The organism is Luteimonas aquatica (assembly GCF_022662575.1).
Classification (GTDB): Bacteria; Pseudomonadota; Gammaproteobacteria; order Xanthomonadales; family Xanthomonadaceae; genus Luteimonas; species Luteimonas aquatica.
This window is the reverse complement of record NZ_JALBFU010000002.1, coordinates 134,271-156,324: the sequence shown is the minus strand read 5'-3', so window position 1 is coordinate 156,324 and position 22,054 is coordinate 134,271. Positions and strand designations below refer to the sequence as shown.

Genomic DNA, 22,054 nt, shown 5'->3' with positions numbered 1-22,054 from the left:
CCGGCCTCAGGACGCCGGCGCCAGTTCCAGCAGCGGCCCGGGCTGCAGCACCGGCAGCAGCCAGTGGTCGACCAGCAGGAAGGCGAACAGGGCCATCAGGTAGACCACCGAATAGTTGAACACGCGCATGGCGAAGAACTCGTCCGGCGGATTCATCAGCTTCCAGGCGTACCACACGAACACCAGGCCCAGCACCAGCGCGCCGCCGAGGTAGAACAGGCCGCTCATCCCCGCCGCCCAGGGCAGCACGGTGGCCACCACCAGCAGCAGGGTGTAGAGCAGGATCTGCCAGCGCGTGTAGGTGACGCCGTGGGTGACCGGCAGCATCGGAATCAGCGCGCGGGCGTAGTCCTCGCGGCGGAAGATCGCCAGCGCCCAGAAATGCGGCGGCGTCCAGACGAAGACGATCAGCACCAGCAGCAGCGCATGCGCCCAGTCCCACTCGTTGCGCATGCCGGTGACCGCGGCCCAGCCCAGCAGCGGCGGCGCGGCGCCGGCGATGCCGCCGATGACGATGTTCTGCGGCGTGGCGCGCTTGAGGAAGCCGGTGTAGATCACCGCGTAGCCGATCAGCGAGGCGAAGGTGAGGCCGGCGGTGAGCGGATTGACCAGGGCGATCAGCAGCGCCATCGAGGCCGCACCCAGGAACACCGCGAAGGCCAGCACCTGCGCCGGGCGCAGCGCCCCGGTGGCCAGCGGCCGGTGCGCGGTGCGCGCCATGACCTTGTCGATGCGCTGGTCGATCAGGTGGTTGATCGCCGCGGCCGACGCCGCCGCCAGCCAGATGCCGAGCAGGCCGAACGCGCTCTCGCGCAGCGGCGGCAGCCCGGGTACGGCCAGGAACATGCCCACCAGCGCGGTGAACACGATCAGCGCCACCACGCGCGGCTTGGTCAGCTCCCAGTACTGGCCGAGTACGTTCTTCACAGCCGGGCCGCTCATGGGTCGATCGGCCGCAACCGCGCCAGCAGCGATACCAGCACGAACAGCAGCAGCGCGGCGCCGGCGTTATGCGCGACCGCCACCTGCAGCGGCAGCGACAGCACCACGTTGGCGATGCCCAGCGCGACCTGCGCGCAGGCCAGCAGCGCCAGCAGCGTGCCCCAGCCGCGCAGGCCGGGCAGGCGCAGCAGCCGCACCGCGGTGGCGATCAGCGCCGCGAAGGCGACCACCGCCATCATCCGGTGAGCGAGCTGGATGGCGATGCGCGAGGCGCCGTCGAGCACGCCGCCCTCGTAGTCCACGCCGATGCCGCGCCACAGCACGAAGCCCTCGCGGAAATCGTGCGGCGGCCACCAGCGGCCCACGCACTTGGGGAAATCGTTGGCGCAGGCGAGCGCGGCGTAGTTGGCGCTGACCCAGCCGCCGAGCGCGATCTGGATGCCGAGCAGCGTCAGCGCGACCAGCAGCCAGCGCCGCAGCACCGCCGCGTCGGCCAGGCGGATCGGCAGGTGCGTGGCGCGCCAGGCGATCCAGATCAGCAGCGAGAACGTGAGCAGGCCGCCGAGCAGGTGGCCCATCACCACGATCGGCTTGAGCAGCCAGGTGACCGTCCACATGCCCAGCAGCGCCTGGAAGATGATCACCGCCAGGGTCAGCGCCGAGGCGCGCGCCAGATCCAGGTTCGACCAGCGCAGCGCGGCGAACAGCAGCACCGCCTCGCCGAGCACCGCCAGCGCCGAGGCCAGCCCGTGCTCGCCGTGCATGTAGAGCGGAATCGCCAGCGCCACCAGTCCCGCGGCGACGACGATCTGCAGCACGCCGCGGCGGCGGCGGCGCGCCGAGAGCAGCGCCAGCGTCAGCACCAGCATGCCGAGCAGGCCGGCGATCATGCGATGGAACTGCTCGCGCCAGGCCTTGTGCGGCTCCACCGGGCGGATCGCGGTGGCCGCGTGGTCGACCGCCTGGCTGGCCGCGGTCGGCCAGGCGGCGCGCCCGTAGCAGGTGGGCCAGTCGGGGCAGCTCAGGCCGGCATTGGAGAGCCGCACGAAGGAGCCGAACACGATCACCGTCAGCGCCAGCGCCACCGCCAGCCAGGCGATGCGGTGGAAGTGCCTGTAGACCGCCGGACGTGGCGTGGCGGGCGGCGTACCGGCGGGAGCGGGAGCGTTCGCTGCGGACATGGAAGGGGACGACGGAATCATGCGGGCGCCATCACATCAGCTTGACCAGCTTGTTCAGATCGTCGAGCAGGCCTTTGGGCGCGAAACCGGGAGCGTAGCGCAGAACCACGAAGCCGTTGGGATCGATCACGTACACCGGCACGCCGCGGCCGTCGGGCACGCGCGGCAATGCCTCCAGCAGCGCCGGCGCGGGCTCCAGCACGCGCGTGGCGGCATTGCGCCTGGCCTGCGCCGGCGGCGCGCCGAGCCAGAGGATATCGACGTGGTCGGCGTTCTTGCCCAGCAGCTGCCAGACCAGGTCGACCTTGCGCGCGGCCTCCACGCATTCTTCCGCGCAGCCGGGCTGCGGCACGATCACCACGCGCCAGCGCCGCGCGGCCGGCTCCCAGCGGTACTCGCCGCCCTCGGCCAGGCGCGGGGCGAGCGCGCGCAGATCGCGCATCGGCTTGAGGTATTCGCCGTTGGTCTTGGGCGGGGGCAGCGCGCCGCCCCAGTTGAGCAGGAAGGCCGCCAGGATCGGCACGAAGAACACCGCGACCAGGGCCAGCAGCATCAGGCGATTGCGCCTGCGCGGCTCCGGGCTGCGTGGTGCTGGCGTGGGCGTGGCGTTCATCGCGGAGGTCTCGGAGAAGTCTTGGGTTTGCGCAGGGTCAGCACCAGGGCCGTGGCCAGCACCGCCAGCGCCAGCGCAAACCACTGCACCGCATAGCCTAGATGACGCTCGGGCGGCAGCGTATTGGGCAGGATGTCCAGATCGCGCGCGTAGCCCAGCGGCAGCGCCGGATCGAGCTTGAGCACCCGCGCGGGCAGGCGCGGCAGCTTCAGCGCGCGCGCCAGCGCCGGCATGTCGAGCCCGGTGGCCAGCAGCGTGCCGTCCGGCTGCGCGGTCGCGGTGGCCGCGAGGATGCCGTGCGAGGGCGGCGGCGCCAGCAGGCCCCGCACGCGCTGGCGACCGGCCGGCAGCGGGATCGACGGCAGCCGGCGGTCGCCGGGCAGCGGCAGCCAGCCCAGCTCGACCAGCAGCGGCTCGGCGCCGTCGGCGGGGCGGAACGGCCGGAACACGCGCACGCCGGCGCGGTCCTCGCGCTGCTGGTTGTCCAGCAGCACCGCCGGCCCGGGCACGAACTCGCCCTCGCCCGCCGCCCAGTCGAAGGCTGCGGCGCGCCGCGGGTCGCCGGCCAGCGCCAGCGGCTGCGCCTCGCGGCGCTGCAGCAGCGCGTGCACCGCCTCGAGCAGGGCCTGCTTCTGCTGCATCCGCCCGTACTGCCAGACGCCCAGCGCGCAGAAGCCGGCGGCCACCAGCAGGGCCAGCGTCCACAGCAGCGGCAGATGACGGCGACGGCTCATGCGCGTTCGCTTCCGGGCCTGCGATAATCGCTCACGCGCCCGCGGAGCCCGATATGAACGACTCGCTGAAAACCCTGGTGATCGTCGCCTTCCTGATCATCATCCTCTGGAACCTCGGCGCGGGCCTGTACTACATGCTGGTCGACAAGGGCCGCACCAAGCGCACGGTGAACGCGCTCACACGCCGCATCGCGCTGTCGGTGGCGCTGATCCTGCTGGTGGTCCTGGCCATCTACATGGGCTGGATCAAGCCGCACGGGATCGGCGCCTGAGGGCACCGATGGCCTTCGCCGGCATCGATCGGCGCAGGCACTGAAAAATCCGCGGCGACGGCGCGGCAGGCCCGCCGCCTCCGGGCGGGCTCGCCGCCGGCGAGCCCCGCTTCCGGCCTTACAGCACGTACACGAACAGGAACAGCCCCAGCCACACCACGTCGACGAAGTGCCAGTACCAGGCCACCGCCTCGAAGGCGAAATGGTCGTCCTTCTTGAAGTGGCCCTTGGCGCAGCGCAGCCAGATGATCGCCAGCATGATCGTGCCGAGCGTGACGTGCGCGCCGTGGAAGCCGGTCAGCATGAAGAAGGTGGAGCCGTAGATGCCCGAGCCCAGCGTCAGGTTCAGCTCGGTGTAGGCGTGGATGTATTCCTCGGCCTGGAAGTACAGGAAGGTCGCGCCGAGCAGGATGGTCAGGCCCAGGAACACCAGCAGCTGCTTGCGGTGGCCGGCCTTGAGCGCGTGGTGGGCGATGGTCACGGTGATGCCCGAGGTGAGCAGGATCAGCGTGTTGAGCAGCGGCAGACCCCACGGCGGGATGGTCTGGTAGTGGCCGCCGATGGCGCCGGGGCCGTTGCTCGGCCAGGCCGCGCTGTAGCCCTGCCACAGCAGCTCGTTGGTCATGATGCGGCTGGCGTCGCCGCCCAGGTGCGGCAGCGCGAACTGGCGCGCGTAGAACAGCGCGCCGAAGAACGCGGCGAAGAACATCACCTCGGAGAAGATGAACCACACCATGCCCATGCGGAACGAGGTGTCGACCTGCTTGTTGTAGTAGCCGGAGATCGACTCGAGGATCACGTCGGCGAACCACTTGAACAGGATGGCGAGCAGGATCACCGTGCCGACGAAGAACGTGCTCTTGCCGTAGCTGGCCTCGTTCATCCAGCTCGCCAGCCCGAACATGGTGATGAACAGGGCGACGGAGGCGAACACCGGCCAGCGGCTGCCGTGCGGCACGTAGTAGATGTTGGCGTCGTGGTGGGCGTGAGCTTGGGCCATGGCTGATGTCCGTAGAAAAGCGTTGTATGGCTCGGAGCCCTTCTCCCGCTGGCGGGAGAAGGTGCCCCGAAGGGGCGGATGAGGGTGCCTTTCGCATTTCGCGAAGAGCGACCCTCACCCCAACCCCTCTCCCGCTGGCGGGAGAGGGGCTACGGCTTACTGCGTGGCGCGCGAGGCGGCCGCGCCGGAACCCGGCGCCAGCTGCGCGGTAAGCGCGTCGTTCTTGTAGAAGGTATAGGAGAGCGTGATCGTGTTCACTTCCGGCGGCAGGTCGGGGGCGACGATGAAGCGTACCGGCATGTCGCGCGATTCGCCCGCCGCCAGCGTCTGCGCGGTGAAGCAGAAACATTCGGTCTTGCTGAAGTAGCCCGACGCCCGCGCCGGCGAGATCGAGGGCACGGCGTTGCCGACGATGGCGCGCTGGCCGTTGTTGCGGGCATAGAAGAGGGTGTCGTACTGCTGCCCGGGGCGCACGCGCATGCGCGTCTGCTCCGGATGGAAGGCCCAGGGCAGCTTGGAATTGACGCCGCCGTCGAACTCGATGGTGATCCAGCGCTCCTGCGCCGCGGCGCCCCTGGTCTCCAGCGCGGCGGCGCGCTCCTCGCCCACCGCGCCCTTTTCCAGGCGCACGCCGAACACCTTCTCGCAGGCGATGCGGTACAGCGGCACCAGCGCGAAGGTGAAGGCGAAGGCGCCCAGCGCCACGCCCACCATCTTCAGCACGCCCAGCCGCTGCATGCTCATCGCAGCGCCCCGCCGAGGATGAAGCCGCCGTAGATCACCGCCGCCACCAGCGCGATCCACAGCGCCGTCCGCCGCGCCATCTTGCGGCGCGCCTGGAGGTCATCGCTGGTGAACTGCTGGGGAGTCATCTTGCTCAATGCGTGATGTCGCCGTGCGCCAGATCGCCTTCCTTGATCACCGGCGGCGTGGAGAAGGTGTGGTGCGGGGCCGGCGAGGGCACCGTCCACTCCAGGCCCTTGGCCGCTTCCCACGGACGCGCCGGCGCCGGGGCGCCCTTCTTCAGCGACCAGCCGAGGATGGCGATCATCATGAACGGGGTCAGGAACATGCCGAAGGCGCCGATCGAGCTGATCAGGTTCCAGTCGGCGAACACCACGTTGTAGTCGGGGATGCGGCGCGGCATGCCCGCCAGGCCGAGGAAGTGCTGCGGGAAGAACAGCAGGTTCACGAACACCACCGTCCACCAGAAGTGGAACTTGGCCCACTTCTCGCTGTACATGCGCCCGCTCCACTTCGGCCACCAGTAGTAGGTCGCCGCGATGATCGAGAACAGCGCGCCGGTCACCAGCACGTAGTGGAAGTGCGCGACCACGAAGTAGGTGTCGTGGTACTGGAAGTCGGCCGGCACGATCGCCAACATCAGGCCGGAGAAGCCGCCGATGGTGAACAGGATCACGAAGGCGATCGCCCACAGCATCGGGGTCTCGAAGGTCAGCGAGCCCTGCCACATGGTGCTGACCCAGTTGAACACCTTCACGCCGGTCGGCACCGCGATCAGCATCGTCGCGTACATGAAGTAGATCTCGCCGCCCAGCGGCATGCCCACGGCGAACATGTGGTGCGCCCAGACGATGAAGCTGAGGAAGGCGATCGAGGCGATCGCGTACACCATCGCCTGGTAGCCGAACAGCGGCTTGCGCGAGAACGTCGGCAGGATCTCCGAGACCACGCCGAAGGCCGGCAGGATCATGATGTAGACCTCGGGATGGCCGAAGAACCAGAAGATGTGCTGGAACATCACCGGGTCGCCGCCGCCGGCCGCGTTGAAGAAGCTGGTGCCGAAGAACTTGTCGGTCAGCAGCATCGTCACCGCGCCCGCCAGCACCGGCATCACCGCGATCAGCAGGAAGGCGGTGATCAGCCAGGACCAGCAGAAGATCGGCATCTTCAGCAGGTCCACGCCCGGGGCGCGCATGTTGAGGATGGTGGCGATGACGTTGATCGCGCCCATGATCGAGCTGATGCCCATCATGTGGATGGCGAAGATCGCGAAGGCGACGTTGCTGCCGCCCTGCAGGCTCAGCGGCGGATACAGCGTCCAGCCGCCGGCCGGCGCGCCGCCGGGCAGGAACAGCGTCAGCAGCAGCATGGTGAAGGCGAACGGCAGGATCCAGAACGACCAGTTGTTCATGCGCGGCAGCGCCATGTCCGGCGCGCCGATCTGCAGCGGCACCATCCAGTTGGCCAGGCCGACGAAGGCCGGCATCACGCCGCCGAAGATCATCACCAGCGCGTGCATGGTGGTCATCTGGTTGAAGAACTCGGGATTGACGAACTGCAGGCCCGGTTCGGCCAGCTCGGCGCGGATCACCACCGACATCGCCGCGCCGATGATGAACATGACGAAGCTGAAGATCAGGTACAGCGTGCCGATGTCCTTGTGGTTGGTCGAGAAGAACCAACGCTCGACGAAACTCTGCTTGTGCTCGTGCGAGTGGTCGTCATGGTGTCCAACGGTTTCGGGATGTGTAGCGGACATGAGCTAGGACCTCAAGGAATGCTGGCGATCAACCGGCCGCGGGCGCGGTGGCGTCGGATTGCTGCGCGGCGGTGGCGGGCGCGGGCGCGGCCTCGGCCGGCGCGGCTTCGGTGGGGGCGGCGGGCGCGGGCGCGGCGGGTGCCGCCGGCGCCGGTGCGTTCTTGGCCTTCTCGGCCGCCAGCCACTGCTTGAACTCTTCCTTCGGCACGGCCTTCACCACGATCGGCATGAAGCCGTGGTCCTTGCCGCACAGCTCCGCGCACTGGCCGCGGTAGATGCCCGGCTTCTGGATGACCGCCCAGCCCTCGTTGACGATGCCGGGGATGGCGTCCTGCTTCCAGCCCAGCGCCGGCACCCACCAGGCGTGGATGACGTCGTCGCCGGTGATCAGGAAGCGGATCTTGGTGTCGGTGGGCAGGACCAGCTGGTTGTCGACGTCGAGCAGGTAGTGCGGATTGCTCTCCGCGGTCGGCCGCTCGCCGGTCTGGCGCACGCGGTCGCTCTCGCGGTCCAGGCGGCTGGTGAAGGACACGCCCTCGCCCAGGTACTCGTACTTCCACATCCACTGGAAGCCGGTCACCTTCACCGACATCTCGCCTTCGCGGGTGTCGTACATGGCGATCAGCTTCTGGGTGGCCGGGTAGGCCATGATCACCAGCAGGATCACCGGCACGATGGTCCAGACGATCTCGGCCTTGGTGTTGTGGCTGAACTGCGCGGCGACCGCGCCCTTGGACTTGCGGAACTTGAACATCGCGTAGGCCATGGCGCCGAACACCACGATGCCGATCACCACGCACACCCACAGCACGAACATGTGCGCGTCGTAGGCGTGCTGCGAGAGCGGGGTGACGCCCGGCCCCATGTTGAGCTGCCATTCCTTGGGATCGGCCGACTGCGCAAGGGCGCTGGCGGACGCCGCCGCCAGGGCCAGGCCCGCGGCCCATCGCGTGAGGCTCGCCCGCCCATGGCGGGCCAGAGGGAGCAGCGCTTGTTTGAGCAGACCGAATTGCATCACATCGAACCCCGAGTGCCTCGTTGGCGTCTGGCTAGGCGAAAGGCCGTAGACGGGCCACGGCCGGCCTGCACGGCCGGGGGCCGGAAAGCACGCAGGAAGCGGCGGCGGTCTGCGGATAACCCGCAAATGGTAGCGGCGGCAGGCATTTGCGGGCAAGGTTGGCCCCGCGCGGGCCGCGCCCGGCGGCGCGAGGGACGCCCCGGCGGGATCGCCGCGGCGGCGCGCGCGGCCCGTCCCCGCCCTGTCCTCGCGGGCCGGCAAGTCCTAAAATTGCCGGCTTCACGCGTCCCGAGTGCCTTGTGAGCGCCATCCTCTCCCCCGAACTCCCCGGCCCGCCGGCTCCCCTGCGCGCGGCCATCACCGCCGCCTGGACGCGCGACGAGACCGCCCATGTGCGCGAACTGCTCGAACAGGCGCGCCAGCCCCACCCCGACTGGAGCGAGGCCGACCGCCAGGCCATCCAGGCCACCGCCGCCGACCTGGTCCGCCGCGTCCGCGCCCACGCCCGCGACCAGGGCGCCATCGAGGCCTTCATGCGCCAGTACGACCTCGGCAGCGAGGAAGGCGTGCTGCTGATGTGCGTGGCCGAGGCCCTGTTGCGCATCCCCGACCAGGACACCGCCGACAAGCTGATCCGCGACAAGCTGGGCGAGGCCGACTGGAAGCGGCACATGGGCCAGTCGGACTCGGTGCTGGTCAACGCCTCGACCTGGGGCCTGATGCTGACCGGCCGCCTGGTCGACCTGGCCGACGAGACCAAGCGCGACGCGCACGGCGCCTTCAAGCGCCTGATCGGCCGGGTCGGCGAGCCGGTGATCCGCCTGGCGGTGCGCCAGGCGATGCGGATCATGGGCCACCAGTTCGTCATGGGCCGCACCATCGAGGAGGCGCTCACGCGCTCGCGCAAGGGCGAGAACGCCGCCTACCGCTATTCCTTCGACATGCTCGGCGAGGCGGCGCTGACCGCGCGCGACGCGCAGCGCTACCTGGAGTCGTATCGCAAGGCGATCCACGCCATCGGCAAACATGCCGGTCCGCATCGCCAAGGCGATGCCGGTGGACCTTTCCAGGACGTCCTCGCCGCTCCGAGCATCTCGGTCAAGCTCTCCGCCCTGCACCCGCGCTACGAGCACGGCCAGCGCGCCCGCGTGCTGGCCGAACTCGGCCCGGGCCTGCTGGAGCTGTCGCGCCTGGCCAAGGGCTACGGCATCGGCCTGACCATCGACGCCGAGGAGACCGACCGCCTGGAGCTCTCGCTCGACCTCATCGCCCAGGTGCTGGCCGACCCCTCGCTGCAGGGCTGGCACGGCTTCGGCATCGTCGTGCAGGCCTACCAGAAGCGCGCGCCGTTCGTGATCGACTTCATCGCCGACCTGGCGCGCCGGCTCGGCCGCCGCATCCCGGTGCGCCTGGTCAAGGGCGCCTACTGGGATTCGGAGGTCAAGCGCGCGCAGGTCGAGGGCCAGGCCGGCTACCCGGTGTTCACCCGCAAGCCCAACACCGACGTCTCCTACCTGGCCAACGCGCGGCGCCTGCTGCTGGCCGCGGACGCGATCTACCCGATGTTCGCCACGCACAACGCGCTCACCATCGCCGCGGTGCACCGGCTGGCCGCCTCGCTGCTGCCGGCGCGCGGCGCCGAGGGGCATCGCTACGAGTTCCAGAAGCTGCACGGCATGGGTGACGACCTGTACGCGGAGGTGATCCCCGCCGACCGCCTCGACGTGCCCTGCCGCGTCTACGCCCCGGTCGGGTCGCACGAGGACCTGCTGCCCTACCTGGTGCGACGCCTGCTCGAGAACGGCGCCAACTCCAGCTTCGTCAACCGCATCACCGACGAGGACGTGTCGATCGAGGAGCTGATCCGCGATCCCGTCGAAACGGTGGCCGCGTTCGAGACGATCCCCCACCCCCGCATTCCGCTGCCGGTCGATCTGTACCGCAGCCAAGGCTTTGAGAGGAGCAATTCCATGGGCGTCAACCTCGCCAACGACGATCAGCTGCGCGCCCTGGCCGAGCAGGTGAACGCGTTTGTTCAAGGCAGCGCCGCGGCCACGCAGTGGCGCGCCGCGCCGCTGGTCCCGGGCGCCCAGGTCGGCGGGCCGCTGATCGCGGTCAGCAACCCCGCCGACCGCCGCCAGCAGGTCGGCCAGTGGCAGGCCGCCGACAGCGCCACCGTGGAGCTGGCGCTGCGCAACGCGGTGCAGGCGCAGCCGGCCTGGGACGCCACGCCCGCCGCCTCGCGCGCGGCCATCCTCGAGCACGCCGCCGACCTGCTCGAACAGCGCCTGCCGCAGTACATCGCCCTGTGCACCCGGGAAGCCGGCAAGACCGTCGCCGACGGCGTGGCCGAGGTGCGCGAGGCCGTCGACTTCCTGCGCTACTACGCCGCCCAGGCGCGCAAGCTGTTCGCGCCCGAGGCCCTGCCCGGCCCGACCGGCGAGTCCAACACCCTGCAGCTGTCCGGGCGCGGCGTGTTCGTGTGCATCAGTCCGTGGAACTTCCCGCTGGCGATCTTCGCCGGCCAGATCGCGGCCGCGCTCGCCGCCGGCAACAGCGTCATCGCCAAGCCCGCCGAGCAGACCAACCTGATCGGCTTCGAAGCGGTGAAGCTGCTGCACGAGGCCGGCGTGCCCGAGGCCGTGCTGCAGTTCCTGCCCGGCGACGGCGCCACCGTCGGCGCCGCGCTGACCCGCGATCCGCGCGTGGCCGGCGTCGCCTTCACCGGCTCCACCGACACCGCGCGCGCCATCAACCGCGCCCTGGCCGCGCGCGATGCCGCGATCGGCGTGCTGATCGCCGAGACCGGCGGCCAGAACGCGCTGATCGCCGACTCCTCGGCGCTGCCCGAGCAGCTGGTCAAGGACGCGCTCGCCTCCGCCTTCACCTCGGCCGGCCAGCGCTGCTCGGCGGCGCGCGTGCTGTTCGTGCAGGCCGACATCGCCGACAAGGTGATCGACATGCTGGCCGGCGCGATGGCCGAGCTGCGCGTGGGCGATCCCGCGCTGCTCTCCACCGACGTCGGCCCGGTGATCGACACCGACGCGCTGAAGCTGCTGGAGGACCACGCCGCGAAGATGGCCGGCAGCGCCAGGCCGATCGCGCAGGCCGGCACCGACGACTCCACCGCCCACGGCACCTTCTTCGCGCCGCGCGCCTGGGAGCTGCAGTCGCTCTCCCAGCTCACCCGCGAGAACTTCGGCCCGGCCCTGCACGTGGTCCGCTGGCAGGCCGACCAGCTCGACGCGGTGATCGACGCCATCAACGCCACCGGCTACGGCCTGACCCTGGGCATCCATTCGCGCATCGACGAGACCATCGAGCGCATCGCCGCCCGCGCCCGGGTCGGCAACGTCTACGTCAACCGCAACCAGATCGGCGCGGTGGTCGGCGTGCAGCCCTTCGGCGGCCAGAACCTGTCCGGCACCGGCCCCAAGGCCGGCGGCCCGCACTACCTGCCGCGCTTCGCCACGGAGAAGACCGTGACGGTCAACACCACGGCGGCCGGCGGCAACGCCTCGCTGCTGACGCTGGGCGAATAAAGCGCGGGGGAAGGGGCGCTCCCGCATCTTCTGGAGCGCCCGGCGCATCACCCCGGCCTTGGACCGGGAGGCGGTATGTCCTTCCTGATCGAGCGGGCGAGGTCAGAGGCCGGTCTCATGCGCTGGATTGCATCGGACCTGGGCACGCGCTCCGTCCAGGCAGGCGACCCGCTTCAATTTCCCGGGCGTCCAGGCATAGACCCAGGTATGCCAGCCCGGCGGCGGGCAGTGCGTCGTCGCCTTGCGGCCTGCGTCCGTCTCCTTGGAGCGCTTGCAGGTCGGCGAGTCCTTCTTGCTGAGGAAACCGACCTCGATCCTGTCGCCGCTGACCTGCAGGGTCGACACTTCGCCGGGGATATGCGTGCCGGCATCGTCGGCGTAACCGCTTCTGCGGACGTCCCGGTAATAGGCCTCCGTCGCCTTGGCGTTTTTCGGCACGGGATCGACGCCCCGCTTGTCGCCTTTCCTGAGCCGGGTCATCACGATCAGGCTGTTGGTCGCGTCGGACGTCGAACCCGTGTTGAAGGCGGTCTGCAGATAGACGATTTGGGGCCCCGACGCCTTGTCGAGATCCGCGATCGTGACGATGTGCGGATGATAGCCGTACTCGATATCGCTCCCGGGAATGAGCTGGGAGGAAGCCGCGGCGGCATAGGCCGCCTGCGCGGGGGTAAGGCGCTCGGCGTCGCGGGCGATTGCCGTTGCGCACATCGTGGAAAGCACCAGACACAAGCCGATCGCTTGCTTGACTCGCATAGCCACACACTCCTTGTCGTATGGGATTGTCGTTGCGATTTACGGAACGCGCCTGCGCCCGAATATCCGCCCCCTGCCCATGCAGGCCGCGACCACGTCGCCGGGCGCGCCGCATGCGCGCCGGGATGACTATCCTAGCCTGACCATCCGCGCCAGCAAGTGCTCGATCAGTTGATCGGGATCGGCGGTGCGCCCGGTATGCACCGGCGACATCTGGATGATCGCGCTGCGCCGGGCGGTGAGCCAGTGGAAGCGCGCGCGCGGCGCCAGCAGGCCGATCGGCGCGGCCTCGGCGCCGCCGCGACAGATGCGCACCACCGCGTCGAGGTGGGCGCGCACGGCGTCCAGGTCCACCTTCGGATCGAGCGCGCGCAGCCGCGCCTCGTCCAGCTCGATGGCGGCCGCGAGCACGCCGGCGCCGGGGCAGGAGACCACCACGCCGACGTTGACGAACTCCTCGCGCTCCACGCGCGGCACCACGCGCACCACGGCATAGTCATACGTGGACGGACTGGGCACGGATCGCCTCCTCCACGAACGCGCCGCGCCCGGCCAGGCGGCGGCAGAAGTAGTCGACGTAGGCCTGGCGGTACTGGGCGGCGTCGGCGAACGCCGGCTCGCCGGCCAGCCAGGCGTCCGGGACCTGCGCGACGATGCGCGCGATGCCGGCCTCGTCCACGCGCCCGGCCAGCGCGGCGTCGGCCTCGCGCAGCCGCGTGGCGAAGGGCAGCAGCACGTGGTCGCGGATCAGCGGGAAGGCCGCCTCGGCCGCGCGCCCGGCGCTGCTCCAGTCGTGGTGGAAGTACAGCGCCGCGCCGTGGTCGATCAGCTGCAGGCGGCGATGCCACATCAGCAGGTTGGTGTTGCGCGCGGTGCGGTCGACGTTGCTGACGAAGGCGTCGAACCAGACCACGCGCGAGGCCAGCTCGGCCTCGGGCCGGTCGACCAGCGGATCGTAGTTGAGCGCGCCGGGCAGGTAGTCCAGGGCGAGGTTGCAGCCGGCGCTGGCGCGGATCAGCTCCTGGATCTCCGGGTCCGGCTCCGTGCGCGCCATGTCCGGGTCGAGCTCGATCAGCACGATCTCCGGCACCGGCAGGCCGAGCGCGCGGGCGAACTCGCCCGCCACCAGTTCCGCGATCAGCGCCTTGGCGCCCTGCCCGGCGCCGCGGAACTTCATCACGTACATGCCCTCGTCGTCGGCCTCCACCACCGCCGGCAGCGAGCCGCCCTCGCGCAGCGGCGTGACGTAGCGGGTGGCGACGACCGTCCTCACCTCACCACCAGCTCGGCGCGCGGCGGCAGGGACCAGTCGACGGGCGCCTGGCCGTGGCGCGAGAGATAGTCGTTGGCCGCGGAGAAATGCCCGCTGCCGAGGAAGCCGCGGTGCGCGGACAGCGGCGAGGGATGCGTGGTCTTGAGCACGCGATGGCGGCGCGTGTCGATCACCCGACCCTTGGCCTGCGCGTAGCTGCCCCAGAGCAGGAAGACCAGGCCTTCGCGCTCGCGGTTGAGCGTGTCCACGACGTGGTCGGTGAAGCCCTCCCAGCCCTTGCCCTGGTGCGCGCCGGCGCGCCCCTCCTCCACCGTCAGCACCGCGTTGAGCAGCAGCACGCCGCGCTCGGCCCAGGGCATCAGGTAGCCGTGGTCGGGGCGCGCGATGCCGAGGTCGCGCTGGATTTCCTTGTAGATGTTGTCCAGCGACGGCGGCACCGGCACGCCCGGCAGCACCGAGAAGCACAGGCCATGCGCCTGGCCAGGGCCGTGGTACGGGTCCTGGCCGAGGATCACCACCTTCACCGCCTCGAACGGCGTGGCGTCGAAGGCGGCGAAGATGCGCGGCCCGGGCGGATAGATGCGCGCGCCGGCCGCCTTGCGCTCGCGCAGGAAGGCCGAGAGCGCGCGCATCTCCTCGCGCTGCAGGTAGTCGCCCACGCGCGCCTTCCAGGAAGGCTCGAGCTTGATGCGGCCCTCTTTGTCTTCGTCGTTCATGGTCCCGTACGATCCCGCCTCGGTATGGTCAAAGATGCTGCAGGAGGTTGACCACATTACCGAAGGGGTCGCGCACATAGAACCTGCGCACGCCCCAGGGCTCGAGCGCCGGCCCGTATTCGATGGGGATGCCGGCCGCATGCGCGCGCGCCAGCGCCTGGTCGAGGTCGTCCACCTCGATCGACAGCGCGGGCACCGGCGTGCCGGAACCGCCCTCGGCGGCCACGCCCAGCTGCACGGTCATCTTCGCCCGGTTGCCGTAGGTCCGCAGCCAGCCGTGATCCATCAGCACCTCCAGGCCCAGCAGGTCGCGATAGAAGGCGTCGCCGGCGGCGGGATCGGCCGCCGGCAGGTTGGCGACGATGCGCTTGATCTTCATCCCTCGTCCTCCGGCGCCTCAAGCGGCGGGTGTCCGCCGGTCCTGCATCCGCGCCAGGCGCAGCTGGAACAGCGCCTTGGTCACCAGCAGGCGCTCCTCGATCGGCTTGAGCACCAGGTCGTTGGCGCCCTCGCGCAGCAACGTCGACTGGTTGTCGCGGTTGTCGTCGCCGGTCATCACCAGCACCGGCAGGCGGCGCTTGCCGTAGCCGAACTCGTGGCGGACCGCCGCCAGCACGTCGCGGCCGTCGAGTTCGCCCTTCAGGTACACGTCGGTCAGCACCAGATCGACGCCCGGCGCGTTGCCGCTGGCGCGGCGCTCGCGCAGGAACTCCAGCGCCGCCTCGGCGCTGACCACGTGGGTGACGTGCATCGAGCGCGCCTGCAGCATGCGCATGGTCGCCAGCGCGACGGTGCGGCTGTCCTCGATGTAGAGCACGTGCGCGCCGGGCACGGTCATCCTGTCCGGATGCGGCTGCACGTAGCCGCGCACGAAGGCCGCCAGCGCCTGGTGGCCGAGCGCCTTGTCGAAATAATCGGTCACATCCTCGGTGAAGCGCCGGTTCTCCAGGTGCGACTGCGCGTCGCCGGAGATCACGATCACCGGGATGTAGCGCTGGCCGGCGGCCGCGCGCACCGTCTGCGCCAGGCGCAGGCCGTCGCCGTCGGGCAGCACCAGCGCGGTGGTCACCAGGTCCACGGGCGTGTCGGCGAGCACGGCGCCGGCCTCGGCCAGCCCGCTGCAGCCGATCACCTCGACATTGGCCAGCTCGCGCCGCAGCACGTCGCCGATCAGCTTGCGCATCATCCGCGAACCGTCGACCACCATCACCCGCGGCGCGTCGCTGGCCACGTGGCGGAGGTCCTGCGCGGCGGCCATCAGCGGCCACCCGCTGCGGGCGCCGCGCCAAGGAGCACCAGCGGACGGCCTTTGAGAAGCAACGCGAGCCCTTTCATGGCGGCGGGCGGCCCCTAGGTATCCGTCGGTCGGGTCTGCCGCAGGAAGTGCCCGGTCACGATGCCGCCGCCCAGCCAGCCGAGCAGCGCCGCCCCGGCCAGCACGACCAGCACCTGGACCGGCGTGAAGCCGGCCAGCTCGAAACGGCTGCCGTAGCTGCGCGCCAGTTCGGCCAGCGGTTCGCGCAGCGCCATCCCGGTCAGCGTCAGCAGCCCGATTGCCGCCGCGCCCGCGGCCAGGCCGTACCAGGCGCCCAGGTACAGGAACGGGCGGCGGATGAAGCCGTCGGTGGCGCCCAGCAGCTGCAGCACGCCGATCTCCTCGCGCCGCCCCTGGATGTCCAGGCGCACGGTATTGCCCACCACCAGCAGCGCTCCGAGGCCAAGCAGCGCAGCCAGCACCCAGGCGGCGCGGTTGCCGAAGCGCAGCCAGTCGTTCAGGCGCTGGCGCCATTGCGCGTCGTGCTGCACCTGGTCGGCCTCCGGCAGCTGGCGCAGGCCGTCGGCGAGCATCGCCTCGTCGCCGCGCGGGGTCACGATCAGCAGGAACGGCAGCGGATTGTCGCCCGCCGCGTCGATCGCCTCGCCCAGGCCGCCCTTCTCGCGCAGCTCCTGCAGGCCCTGTTCCGGCGTGCGCAGCACCACCTTGCCGACGTTGCGGCGGTCGCGCAGCTCGCCCGCCAGCGCCTGCGCGCGCGCGGCGCCCACGTCCTGCTTGAGGAACACGCTGATCTCGCGCGACTGCTCCACGTGCCCGGCGAAACGCTCGATATTGCCCAGCACCAGCCACAGCCCGAGCGGCAGCGCCAGCGCCACCGCCATCACGCCGACGGTGAGCAGCGTCGCCCACGGCTTGCCGAGCATGCGGCCGAGGCTGGCGACGACGCTGTAGAGATGGTGGTCGAACCAGGTGGCCACGCCGTTGCCGGACGCCGCGCGCGGCGCCTCGCCCTCGCGCGGACGGCGCGATTCGAGCTCGCGCTGGCGATGCGGATCGATCGGCTCGCGCGCGTCGGCCTCACTCATCGGCCAGGTCCTCCGGCGAGATGTCGTCGGCCAGGCGGCCGTGGTCGAGCACCAGCACGCGCTTCTTCATGCGCTTGACCAGGCCGAGGTCGTGGCTGGCGATCATCACGCTGGTGCCGCGCGCCGGCAGCGAGGAGAACAGCGCCATGATCTCGGCCGACAGGGTCGGGTCGAGGTTGCCGGTGGGCTCGTCAGCGACCAGCAGCCGCGGCTCGGACACCACCGCGCGGGCGATGCCCACGCGCTGCTGCTCGCCGGCGGAGAGCTGGGTGGGCAGCGCGCGCTCGCGCGCGCCCAGGCCGAGCTTCTCCAGCGCGCCGCGCACGCGCTTGGCGATCTCGCCGCGGCGCATGCCGCGCAGGATCAGCGGCAGCGCCACGTTCTCGAACACGCTGCGGTCGGTGAGCAGCCGGTGGTCCTGGAACACCACCCCGACCTCGCGGCGGTGCAGCGCGACGCGGCGGCCGCGCACCTTCATCAGGTTGCGCTCGCCGAACAGCACGGCGCCGCGGCTGGGCCGCTCGGACAGGTGGATGAGCTTGAGCAGGGTGCTCTTGCCGGCCCCGGAATGGCCGGTGACGAACAGCATCTCGCCGGGCCGCACTTCGAAACTGACGTCCGAGAGCGCCGCGTGGCCGCCCGGATATTGCTTGCTGACGTTGTCGAAGCGCAGGACGCTCATGAAAACCGGAAGTGGAGGCCCTAGAGTGGGGGCCGGGCACCGGGATTATCGGCCCGGAGCCACGAAGTTTCACCCCCGCGCTCCGGACCCGACGCCGTGCGGCGATCAGTGCTGGGTTCTGGGCGCGCGCGTGACCAGCTTCTTCAGGCCGCGGCCGATGCGCGACAGCAGCGAGGGCGCGGTCTCCCCCGCGTTCGCGGCCTTGGCCGGCTTGCCGGGCCTGACCTGCTGCGGGGTGATCTGCTGCGGCGCGCGGGCGGTGGCCGCCGGCGCTGCCGTCTGCCCCGGCGCTGCGTTGTTCTGCACCGCCTCGCCGTTTTCCACGCGCCGGCCGCCGCGACGGCGACGGCGCTTGCGCGGGGCGCGCTCCTCGGTGGTGCCCTCGGCGACGGCGGCGGACGCCATCGATGCCTGCGGCTGCGCCGTCTCGCCCTGGGGGCGCGGCGGACGCGGCCCGCGTTCGCGGCGTCCCTCGCCCTCGCGCGGCGGGCGTGAATCGCCTCCGCGCGCGGAACGACCGGTCCCGCGACCGCCGCCGCTGCGGCCGCGCGGACCGCCGCCCCGGCGGGCCTCGTCGGCCGCGCGCTGCTCGCGCGCTTCCTTGAAGATCTCGCCGATGCTCTCGCCTTCCTCGTCGTCCCCGTCGATCGACACGGCCACGCCCTCGCGCGGCTTGCGCGGCAGCGCCGTCAGCAGGTCCGGGGTCACCGGCTCGGACGGGATCTTCTGCTCGATGTAGGCCTCGATGTCCGGCAGGCCCATCGCGTAGCGCTCGCAGGCGAAGCTGATCGCATCGCCCTCGGCGCCCAGGCGCGCGGTGCGGCCGATGCGGTGCACGTAGTCCTCGGCATCGAAGGGCAGGTCGTAGTTGTAGACGTGGCTGACGCCGTCGATGTGCAGGCCGCGCGCGGCCACGTCGGTGGCGACCAGGATTTCCAGCTGGCCGGCCTGGAAGCGCTTGAGCAGCGTCTCGCGCTTCTTCTGCGGCACGTCACCGGAGAGCACGGCCACGCGGTAGCCGGCGCGCTCCAGCGCGCGCGCCACGCGCTCGACGAAGGCCTTGGTGTTGACGAACACCATGGTGCGCGCGCCCTCGCTGCGCGAGAGCAGGCCCAGCAGCAGCGGCAGCTTCTCCTCGTCGGCGGGGTAGTAGAGCTTCTGCCGCACGCGCGCGGCGGTCACCGTCTCGGCCTCGACCACCAGCTTCTCGGGGTCGTTCATGTGCTCGTAGGCCAGTTCCAGCACGCGGTGGCTGAGCGTGGCCGAGTACAGCAGGGTCTGCCGCTCGGTGCGCACCGGCATGCGGCGCAGCAGGAAGCGGATGTCCTTGATGAAGCCCAGGTCGAACATGCGGTCGGCCTCGTCCAGCACGCAGATCTCGCAGGCGTGCAGCGAGACCACCTTGTGCTGCTTGACGTAGTCGATCAGGCGGCCGGGCGTGGCGATGATGACGTCGGCGCCGGCCTGCAGCTGGGCGCGCTGCTTGTCGTAGTCGACCCCGCCGTAGACCAGGGCGAACTTCAGGCCCAGGTCGGAGGCGAACTTCATCGCGTCCTTGTGGATCTGGATGGCCAGCTCGCGGGTCGGGGCCAGGATCAGGGCGCGCGGGTCCTCGGGCTTGCGCTCGGCCAGGGCCGGGCGCGAGAGCAGGCGGTTGATGACCGTGATCAGGAAGGCCAGGGTCTTGCCGGTGCCAGTCTGGGCCTGTCCGGCGACGTCGCGGCCGGGCAGCGCCACGGGCAGGGTCAGCGCCTGGATCGGGGTGCAGCGGGTGAACCCGGCGGCCTCGAGGCCGGCCAGCAGCGCCGGATGCAACTCGAAGGCGGAAAAGGTGATGTCGGTAAGAGGTTTGTCGCTCATGAAAAAATGCTTATGAAGCAGGCGGTAGCGCATCGATGCGCTTGCGTGGATGACGGCCGCCGCGCAGACTGGTTGCGCCGGACGATGAGTGGGCTGCGTGGGCTGGAGCCACCCTCCGTGGTATGGCTTTTCGGTCCCTGGACGCGACTTGCGGCGTTGCTTGGGCGTGACTGGTAGCTTGAAACAGGTCCCGCCTTACCCCAGTTTAACAGTTAACCGGGGCCGCCATGGCGGTCCCCTGCCCTTGATCCCCAGGAGATTGCAGTGAGCGAGAAGATCATCCACGCCACCGACGCCGATTTCGACGCAGCCGTGCTGCAGTCGTCCGAGCCCGTCCTGGTCGATTTCTGGGCCGAGTGGTGCGGGCCGTGCAAGATGATCGCCCCCGCCCTGGACGAGCTGGCCGAGACCTACGAGGGCAAGGTCAAGATCGCCAAGGTGAACGTGGACGAGAACCGCGGCACGGCCATGAAGTACCACGTGCGCTCGATTCCCATGCTGCTGCTGTTCAAGGACGGCCAGGTCCAGGCCACCCAGATCGGCGCCGTCGGCAAGGCGCAACTGGCGCAGATGATCGACAAGGCGATCTGAGGCTCGCCGCCGTCCCGGCAGCCGGGACGGCGTGCGCGGTCCTTGAATTCCAGGGCTCCGGCCCAACCTGAAGCTCTGCAGCCGAGCGCTTCCGGCACCGGCCGCCGGCACGTTTCGATGAATCCCCGCCCACCGGGCGCTTGCCGCCGTGCCGGGTCGGTGCTAGTTTTTCCGCAACCGGCGCGCAACCGGTCGGGGGTGCCGACGCATCTCCCGGCGCGATCCAGGCGCCGCACCCATCTCGACACCTCCACTTCTCCCATCCCGTCCGCCTTCTGCGGACGCTCGCAGCTAGCGAGGAATTTCGCACTTGTCTACCAAAACCCCCGATTCCGGCGATACCGCCGTGAAGCGCGTGCGCAAAACCGTGCGCACCACCAAGGCCGTCGCCAAGACCGCGGCCCCCCAGTCCGAAATCGCGTTGCCGCCGGCGCCCGCCGCGCCGCCGCCCGCCCAGACCGCGCCGCCTCCGGCCGCCCCCTCCCCGCCTCCCGCCGCGTCCGCGCCTGAATCCTTCAGCGGCGGCAACGGCAATGGCGGCCAGGACGGCGGCGAGAAGCGCGGCGACCAGCAGGGCGACTACGGCAACCGGCACAACCGCCGCGACCGCTTCCGCAATCGCCGCGACCGCAACCGCGGCGGCGGCTACCGCGAGGACGGCCTGCCCCGCGAGGACGGCAACAACGACCAGGCCCAGCGCCTGCCGCCGCCCAACATCCCCGAAGGCTTCCCGCAGTATTCGCTCGGCGAGCTCAAGCGCATGCCGGCGCAGAAGCTGCTCGACATCGCCGAACAGCTCAACATCCACGAGGGCGTGGCCCGCGCCCGCAAGCAGGACGTGATCTTCGCCCTGCTGAAGGTGCTGACCCGCCACGGCGAGGGCGTCGCCGCCGACGGCGTGCTGGAAATCCTGCCCGACGGCTACGGCTTCCTGCGCTCGGCCGAGGCCAGCTACCTGGCCGGCCCCGACGACACCTACATCTCGCCCAGCCAGATCCGCCGCTTCAACCTGCGCACCGGCGACCACCTGGCCGGACGCATCCGCTGGCCCAAGGACGGCGAGCGCTACTTCGCCCTGGCCATCGTCGACACCATCAACGGCGAACCGCTGGAAGCCAGCCGCGGCAAGGTATTGTTCGAGAACCTCACCCCGCTGTTCCCGCGCAAGCGCTTCAAGCTCGAGCGCGGCGACGGCTCCACCGAGGACATCACCGGCCGCATCCTCGACCTGATGGCGCCGCAGGGCAAGGGCCAGCGCGCGCTGATCGTCTCGCCGCCCAAGGCCGGCAAGACGATGATGATGCAGCAGGTCGCCACCGCCATCACCAGCAACCATCCGGACGTGCACCTGATCGTGCTGCTGGTGGACGAGCGCCCCGAGGAAGTGACCGAAATGCAGCGCACCGTGCGCGGCGAAGTGGTCTCCTCCACCTTCGACGAGCCGGCCGCGCGCCACGTGCAGGTCGCCGAGATGGTGATCGAGCGCGCCAAGCGCCTGGTCGAGCACAAGAAGGACGTCGTCATCCTGCTCGATTCGATCACCCGCCTGGCCCGCGCCTACAACAACGTGGTGCCCTCCTCCGGCAAGGTGCTCACCGGCGGCGTGGACTCCAACGCCATGCATCGCCCCAAGCGCTTCTTCGGCGCGGCCCGCAACGTCGAGGAAGGCGGCTCGCTGACGATCATCGCCACCGCCCTGGTCGACACCGGCAGCGCGATGGACAAGGTGATCTACGAGGAGTTCAAGGGCACCGGCAACTCGGAAATCCACCTGGACCGCCGCATCACCGAGAAGCGCGTCTACCCGGCGATCAACGTCAACCAGTCCGGCACCCGCCGCGAGGACCTGCTGATCGAGCCGGAGCTGCTGCAGAAGATCTGGATCCTGCGCAAGCTGCTGCATCCGATGGACGAGATCGCGGCGATGGAATTCCTGCTCGACAAGATGAAGACCACCAAGTCCAACGACGAGTTCTTCCAGTCGATGAAGCGCTGAGGTCGAGCGCCGCA

The 22,054-nt window shown here is 70.3% G+C and carries 22 protein-coding genes; 4 read left to right on the top strand and 18 right to left on the bottom strand.

Going from position 1 to position 22,054, the window contains the following annotated elements; translation table 11 throughout:
• Positions 1-6: 6 nt before the first annotated feature.
• The 4 genes from MD221_RS06745 to MD221_RS06730 are packed head-to-tail and all read right to left on the bottom strand — an operon-like array spanning position 7 to position 3,470.
• Positions 7-942, bottom strand: a complete 936-nt coding sequence (locus MD221_RS06745; protein ID WP_242108821.1) for a heme o synthase — start codon at positions 940-942, stop codon at positions 7-9.
• Positions 939-2,123: a COX15/CtaA family protein gene (locus tag MD221_RS06740; RefSeq protein WP_242108819.1), complete on the bottom strand. Its 1,185-nt coding sequence runs from the start codon at positions 2,121-2,123 to the stop codon at positions 939-941. Before MD221_RS06740 ends, MD221_RS06745 begins: the two co-directional genes overlap by 4 nt.
• 31 nt (positions 2,124-2,154) lie before the next feature.
• Positions 2,155-2,736 carry a hypothetical protein gene (locus MD221_RS06735; protein ID WP_242108818.1) on the bottom strand — a complete coding sequence of 194 codons (582 nt, stop codon included), beginning with the start codon at positions 2,734-2,736 and terminating at the stop codon, positions 2,155-2,157.
• Entirely contained in the window at positions 2,733-3,470 is a 738-nt protein-coding gene (locus tag MD221_RS06730; RefSeq protein ID WP_242108816.1) for an SURF1 family protein, read from the bottom strand. Before MD221_RS06730 ends, MD221_RS06735 begins: the two co-directional genes overlap by 4 nt.
• A 53-nt stretch (positions 3,471-3,523) precedes the next feature.
• On the opposite strand from MD221_RS06730, the gene MD221_RS06725 reads away from it, so the two are divergent.
• Positions 3,524-3,742 carry a twin transmembrane helix small protein gene (locus tag MD221_RS06725; RefSeq protein WP_242108814.1) on the top strand — a complete coding sequence of 73 codons (219 nt, stop codon included), beginning with the start codon at positions 3,524-3,526 and terminating at the stop codon, positions 3,740-3,742.
• A gap of 118 nt (positions 3,743-3,860) precedes the next feature.
• On the opposite strand, the gene MD221_RS06720 is transcribed toward MD221_RS06725, so the two are convergent.
• The 5 genes from MD221_RS06720 to coxB form a co-directional block, all read right to left on the bottom strand.
• Positions 3,861-4,742 carry a cytochrome c oxidase subunit 3 gene (locus MD221_RS06720; RefSeq protein ID WP_242108812.1) on the bottom strand — a complete coding sequence of 294 codons (882 nt, stop codon included), beginning with the start codon at positions 4,740-4,742 and terminating at the stop codon, positions 3,861-3,863.
• A gap of 156 nt (positions 4,743-4,898) precedes the next feature.
• Positions 4,899-5,486 (bottom strand): cytochrome c oxidase assembly protein, encoded by a 588-nt coding sequence (locus tag MD221_RS06715; RefSeq protein ID WP_242108810.1) that lies wholly within the window; start codon positions 5,484-5,486, stop codon positions 4,899-4,901.
• Entirely contained in the window at positions 5,483-5,614 is a 132-nt protein-coding gene (locus tag MD221_RS17505) for a hypothetical protein (protein WP_277928880.1), read from the bottom strand. The genes MD221_RS06715 and MD221_RS17505 overlap by 4 nt, the downstream gene beginning before the upstream one ends.
• Positions 5,615-5,619: 5 nt before the next feature.
• Positions 5,620-7,245: a cytochrome c oxidase subunit I gene (gene ctaD / locus MD221_RS06710; protein WP_242108807.1), complete on the bottom strand. Its 1,626-nt coding sequence runs from the start codon at positions 7,243-7,245 to the stop codon at positions 5,620-5,622.
• A 28-nt stretch (positions 7,246-7,273) separates the two neighbouring features.
• A complete protein-coding gene (coxB, locus tag MD221_RS06705) occupies positions 7,274-8,260 on the bottom strand; it encodes a cytochrome c oxidase subunit II (RefSeq protein ID WP_242108805.1) in 987 nt (328 codons plus the stop codon).
• Positions 8,261-8,571: 311 nt separating this feature from the next.
• On the opposite strand from coxB, the gene putA reads away from it, so the two are divergent.
• A complete protein-coding gene (putA, locus tag MD221_RS06700; protein WP_242110656.1) occupies positions 8,572-11,805 on the top strand; it encodes a bifunctional proline dehydrogenase/L-glutamate gamma-semialdehyde dehydrogenase PutA in 3,234 nt (1,077 codons plus the stop codon).
• 102 nt (positions 11,806-11,907) lie between these two features.
• Here the strand turns inward: putA and MD221_RS06695 are convergent, their stop codons facing one another.
• The 9 genes from MD221_RS06695 to rhlB form a co-directional block, all read right to left on the bottom strand.
• On the bottom strand, positions 11,908-12,561 hold the full coding sequence (locus MD221_RS06695) for a hypothetical protein (RefSeq protein WP_242108803.1): 654 nt from the start codon (positions 12,559-12,561) through the stop codon (positions 11,908-11,910).
• 129 nt (positions 12,562-12,690) lie between these two features.
• On the bottom strand, positions 12,691-13,080 hold the full coding sequence (locus tag MD221_RS06690) for a DUF3037 domain-containing protein (protein WP_242108801.1): 390 nt from the start codon (positions 13,078-13,080) through the stop codon (positions 12,691-12,693).
• Positions 13,058-13,834 carry a HipA family kinase gene (locus MD221_RS06685; RefSeq protein WP_242108799.1) on the bottom strand — a complete coding sequence of 259 codons (777 nt, stop codon included), beginning with the start codon at positions 13,832-13,834 and terminating at the stop codon, positions 13,058-13,060. Before MD221_RS06685 ends, MD221_RS06690 begins: the two co-directional genes overlap by 23 nt.
• On the bottom strand, positions 13,831-14,550 hold the full coding sequence (ung, locus tag MD221_RS06680) for a uracil-DNA glycosylase (RefSeq protein ID WP_242108797.1): 720 nt from the start codon (positions 14,548-14,550) through the stop codon (positions 13,831-13,833). Before ung ends, MD221_RS06685 begins: the two co-directional genes overlap by 4 nt.
• Before the next feature lie 28 nt (positions 14,551-14,578).
• On the bottom strand, positions 14,579-14,929 hold the full coding sequence (locus MD221_RS06675) for a VOC family protein (protein ID WP_242108795.1): 351 nt from the start codon (positions 14,927-14,929) through the stop codon (positions 14,579-14,581).
• Between the two features lie 18 nt (positions 14,930-14,947).
• Entirely contained in the window at positions 14,948-15,808 is an 861-nt protein-coding gene (locus MD221_RS06670) for a response regulator (RefSeq protein WP_242108793.1), read from the bottom strand.
• A 92-nt stretch (positions 15,809-15,900) separates the two neighbouring features.
• The gene (gene ftsX / locus MD221_RS06665) at positions 15,901-16,911 is read right to left on the bottom strand and encodes a permease-like cell division protein FtsX (protein WP_242108791.1); all 1,011 of its coding nucleotides are present in this window, start codon (positions 16,909-16,911) and stop codon (positions 15,901-15,903) included.
• Positions 16,904-17,593: a cell division ATP-binding protein FtsE gene (gene ftsE / locus MD221_RS06660; protein WP_242108788.1), complete on the bottom strand. Its 690-nt coding sequence runs from the start codon at positions 17,591-17,593 to the stop codon at positions 16,904-16,906. Before ftsE ends, ftsX begins: the two co-directional genes overlap by 8 nt.
• Before the next feature lie 105 nt (positions 17,594-17,698).
• Positions 17,699-19,453: an ATP-dependent RNA helicase RhlB gene (gene rhlB / locus MD221_RS06655; RefSeq protein ID WP_242108786.1), complete on the bottom strand. Its 1,755-nt coding sequence runs from the start codon at positions 19,451-19,453 to the stop codon at positions 17,699-17,701.
• Between the two features lie 264 nt (positions 19,454-19,717).
• Here rhlB and trxA point away from each other — a divergent pair, with 264 nt between their 5' ends.
• Both trxA and rho read left to right on the top strand, forming a co-directional pair.
• Positions 19,718-20,044 (top strand): thioredoxin TrxA, encoded by a 327-nt coding sequence (gene trxA / locus MD221_RS06650; RefSeq protein WP_242108784.1) that lies wholly within the window; start codon positions 19,718-19,720, stop codon positions 20,042-20,044.
• Positions 20,045-20,354: 310 nt separating this feature from the next.
• A complete protein-coding gene (gene rho, locus MD221_RS06645) occupies positions 20,355-22,040 on the top strand; it encodes a transcription termination factor Rho (protein WP_425602222.1) in 1,686 nt (561 codons plus the stop codon).
• Positions 22,041-22,054: the final 14 nt, after the last annotated feature.

What these genes read in the sequence shown, in the direction of transcription:
- MD221_RS06745 (WP_242108821.1), bottom strand. Translation starts at nt 942, where the DNA reads ATGAGCGGCCCGGCTGTGAAGAACGTACTCGGCCAGTACTGGGAGCTG.
- MD221_RS06740 (WP_242108819.1), bottom strand. Translation starts at nt 2,123, where the DNA reads ATGTCCGCAGCGAACGCTCCCGCTCCCGCCGGTACGCCGCCCGCCACG.
- MD221_RS06735 (WP_242108818.1), bottom strand. Translation starts at nt 2,736, where the DNA reads ATGAACGCCACGCCCACGCCAGCACCACGCAGCCCGGAGCCGCGCAGG.
- MD221_RS06730 (WP_242108816.1), bottom strand. Translation starts at nt 3,470, where the DNA reads ATGAGCCGTCGCCGTCATCTGCCGCTGCTGTGGACGCTGGCCCTGCTG.
- MD221_RS06725 (WP_242108814.1), top strand. Translation starts at nt 3,524, where the DNA reads ATGAACGACTCGCTGAAAACCCTGGTGATCGTCGCCTTCCTGATCATC.
- MD221_RS06720 (WP_242108812.1), bottom strand. Translation starts at nt 4,742, where the DNA reads ATGGCCCAAGCTCACGCCCACCACGACGCCAACATCTACTACGTGCCG.
- MD221_RS06715 (WP_242108810.1), bottom strand. Translation starts at nt 5,486, where the DNA reads ATGAGCATGCAGCGGCTGGGCGTGCTGAAGATGGTGGGCGTGGCGCTG.
- MD221_RS17505 (WP_277928880.1), bottom strand. Translation starts at nt 5,614, where the DNA reads ATGACTCCCCAGCAGTTCACCAGCGATGACCTCCAGGCGCGCCGCAAG.
- ctaD (WP_242108807.1), bottom strand. Translation starts at nt 7,245, where the DNA reads ATGTCCGCTACACATCCCGAAACCGTTGGACACCATGACGACCACTCG.
- coxB (WP_242108805.1), bottom strand. Translation starts at nt 8,260, where the DNA reads ATGCAATTCGGTCTGCTCAAACAAGCGCTGCTCCCTCTGGCCCGCCAT.
- MD221_RS06695 (WP_242108803.1), bottom strand. Translation starts at nt 12,561, where the DNA reads ATGCGAGTCAAGCAAGCGATCGGCTTGTGTCTGGTGCTTTCCACGATG.
- ung (WP_242108797.1), bottom strand. Translation starts at nt 14,550, where the DNA reads ATGAACGACGAAGACAAAGAGGGCCGCATCAAGCTCGAGCCTTCCTGG.
- MD221_RS06675 (WP_242108795.1), bottom strand. Translation starts at nt 14,929, where the DNA reads ATGAAGATCAAGCGCATCGTCGCCAACCTGCCGGCGGCCGATCCCGCC.
- MD221_RS06670 (WP_242108793.1), bottom strand. Translation starts at nt 15,808, where the DNA reads ATGGCCGCCGCGCAGGACCTCCGCCACGTGGCCAGCGACGCGCCGCGG.
- ftsX (WP_242108791.1), bottom strand. Translation starts at nt 16,911, where the DNA reads ATGAGTGAGGCCGACGCGCGCGAGCCGATCGATCCGCATCGCCAGCGC.
- ftsE (WP_242108788.1), bottom strand. Translation starts at nt 17,593, where the DNA reads ATGAGCGTCCTGCGCTTCGACAACGTCAGCAAGCAATATCCGGGCGGC.
- rhlB (WP_242108786.1), bottom strand. Translation starts at nt 19,453, where the DNA reads ATGAGCGACAAACCTCTTACCGACATCACCTTTTCCGCCTTCGAGTTG.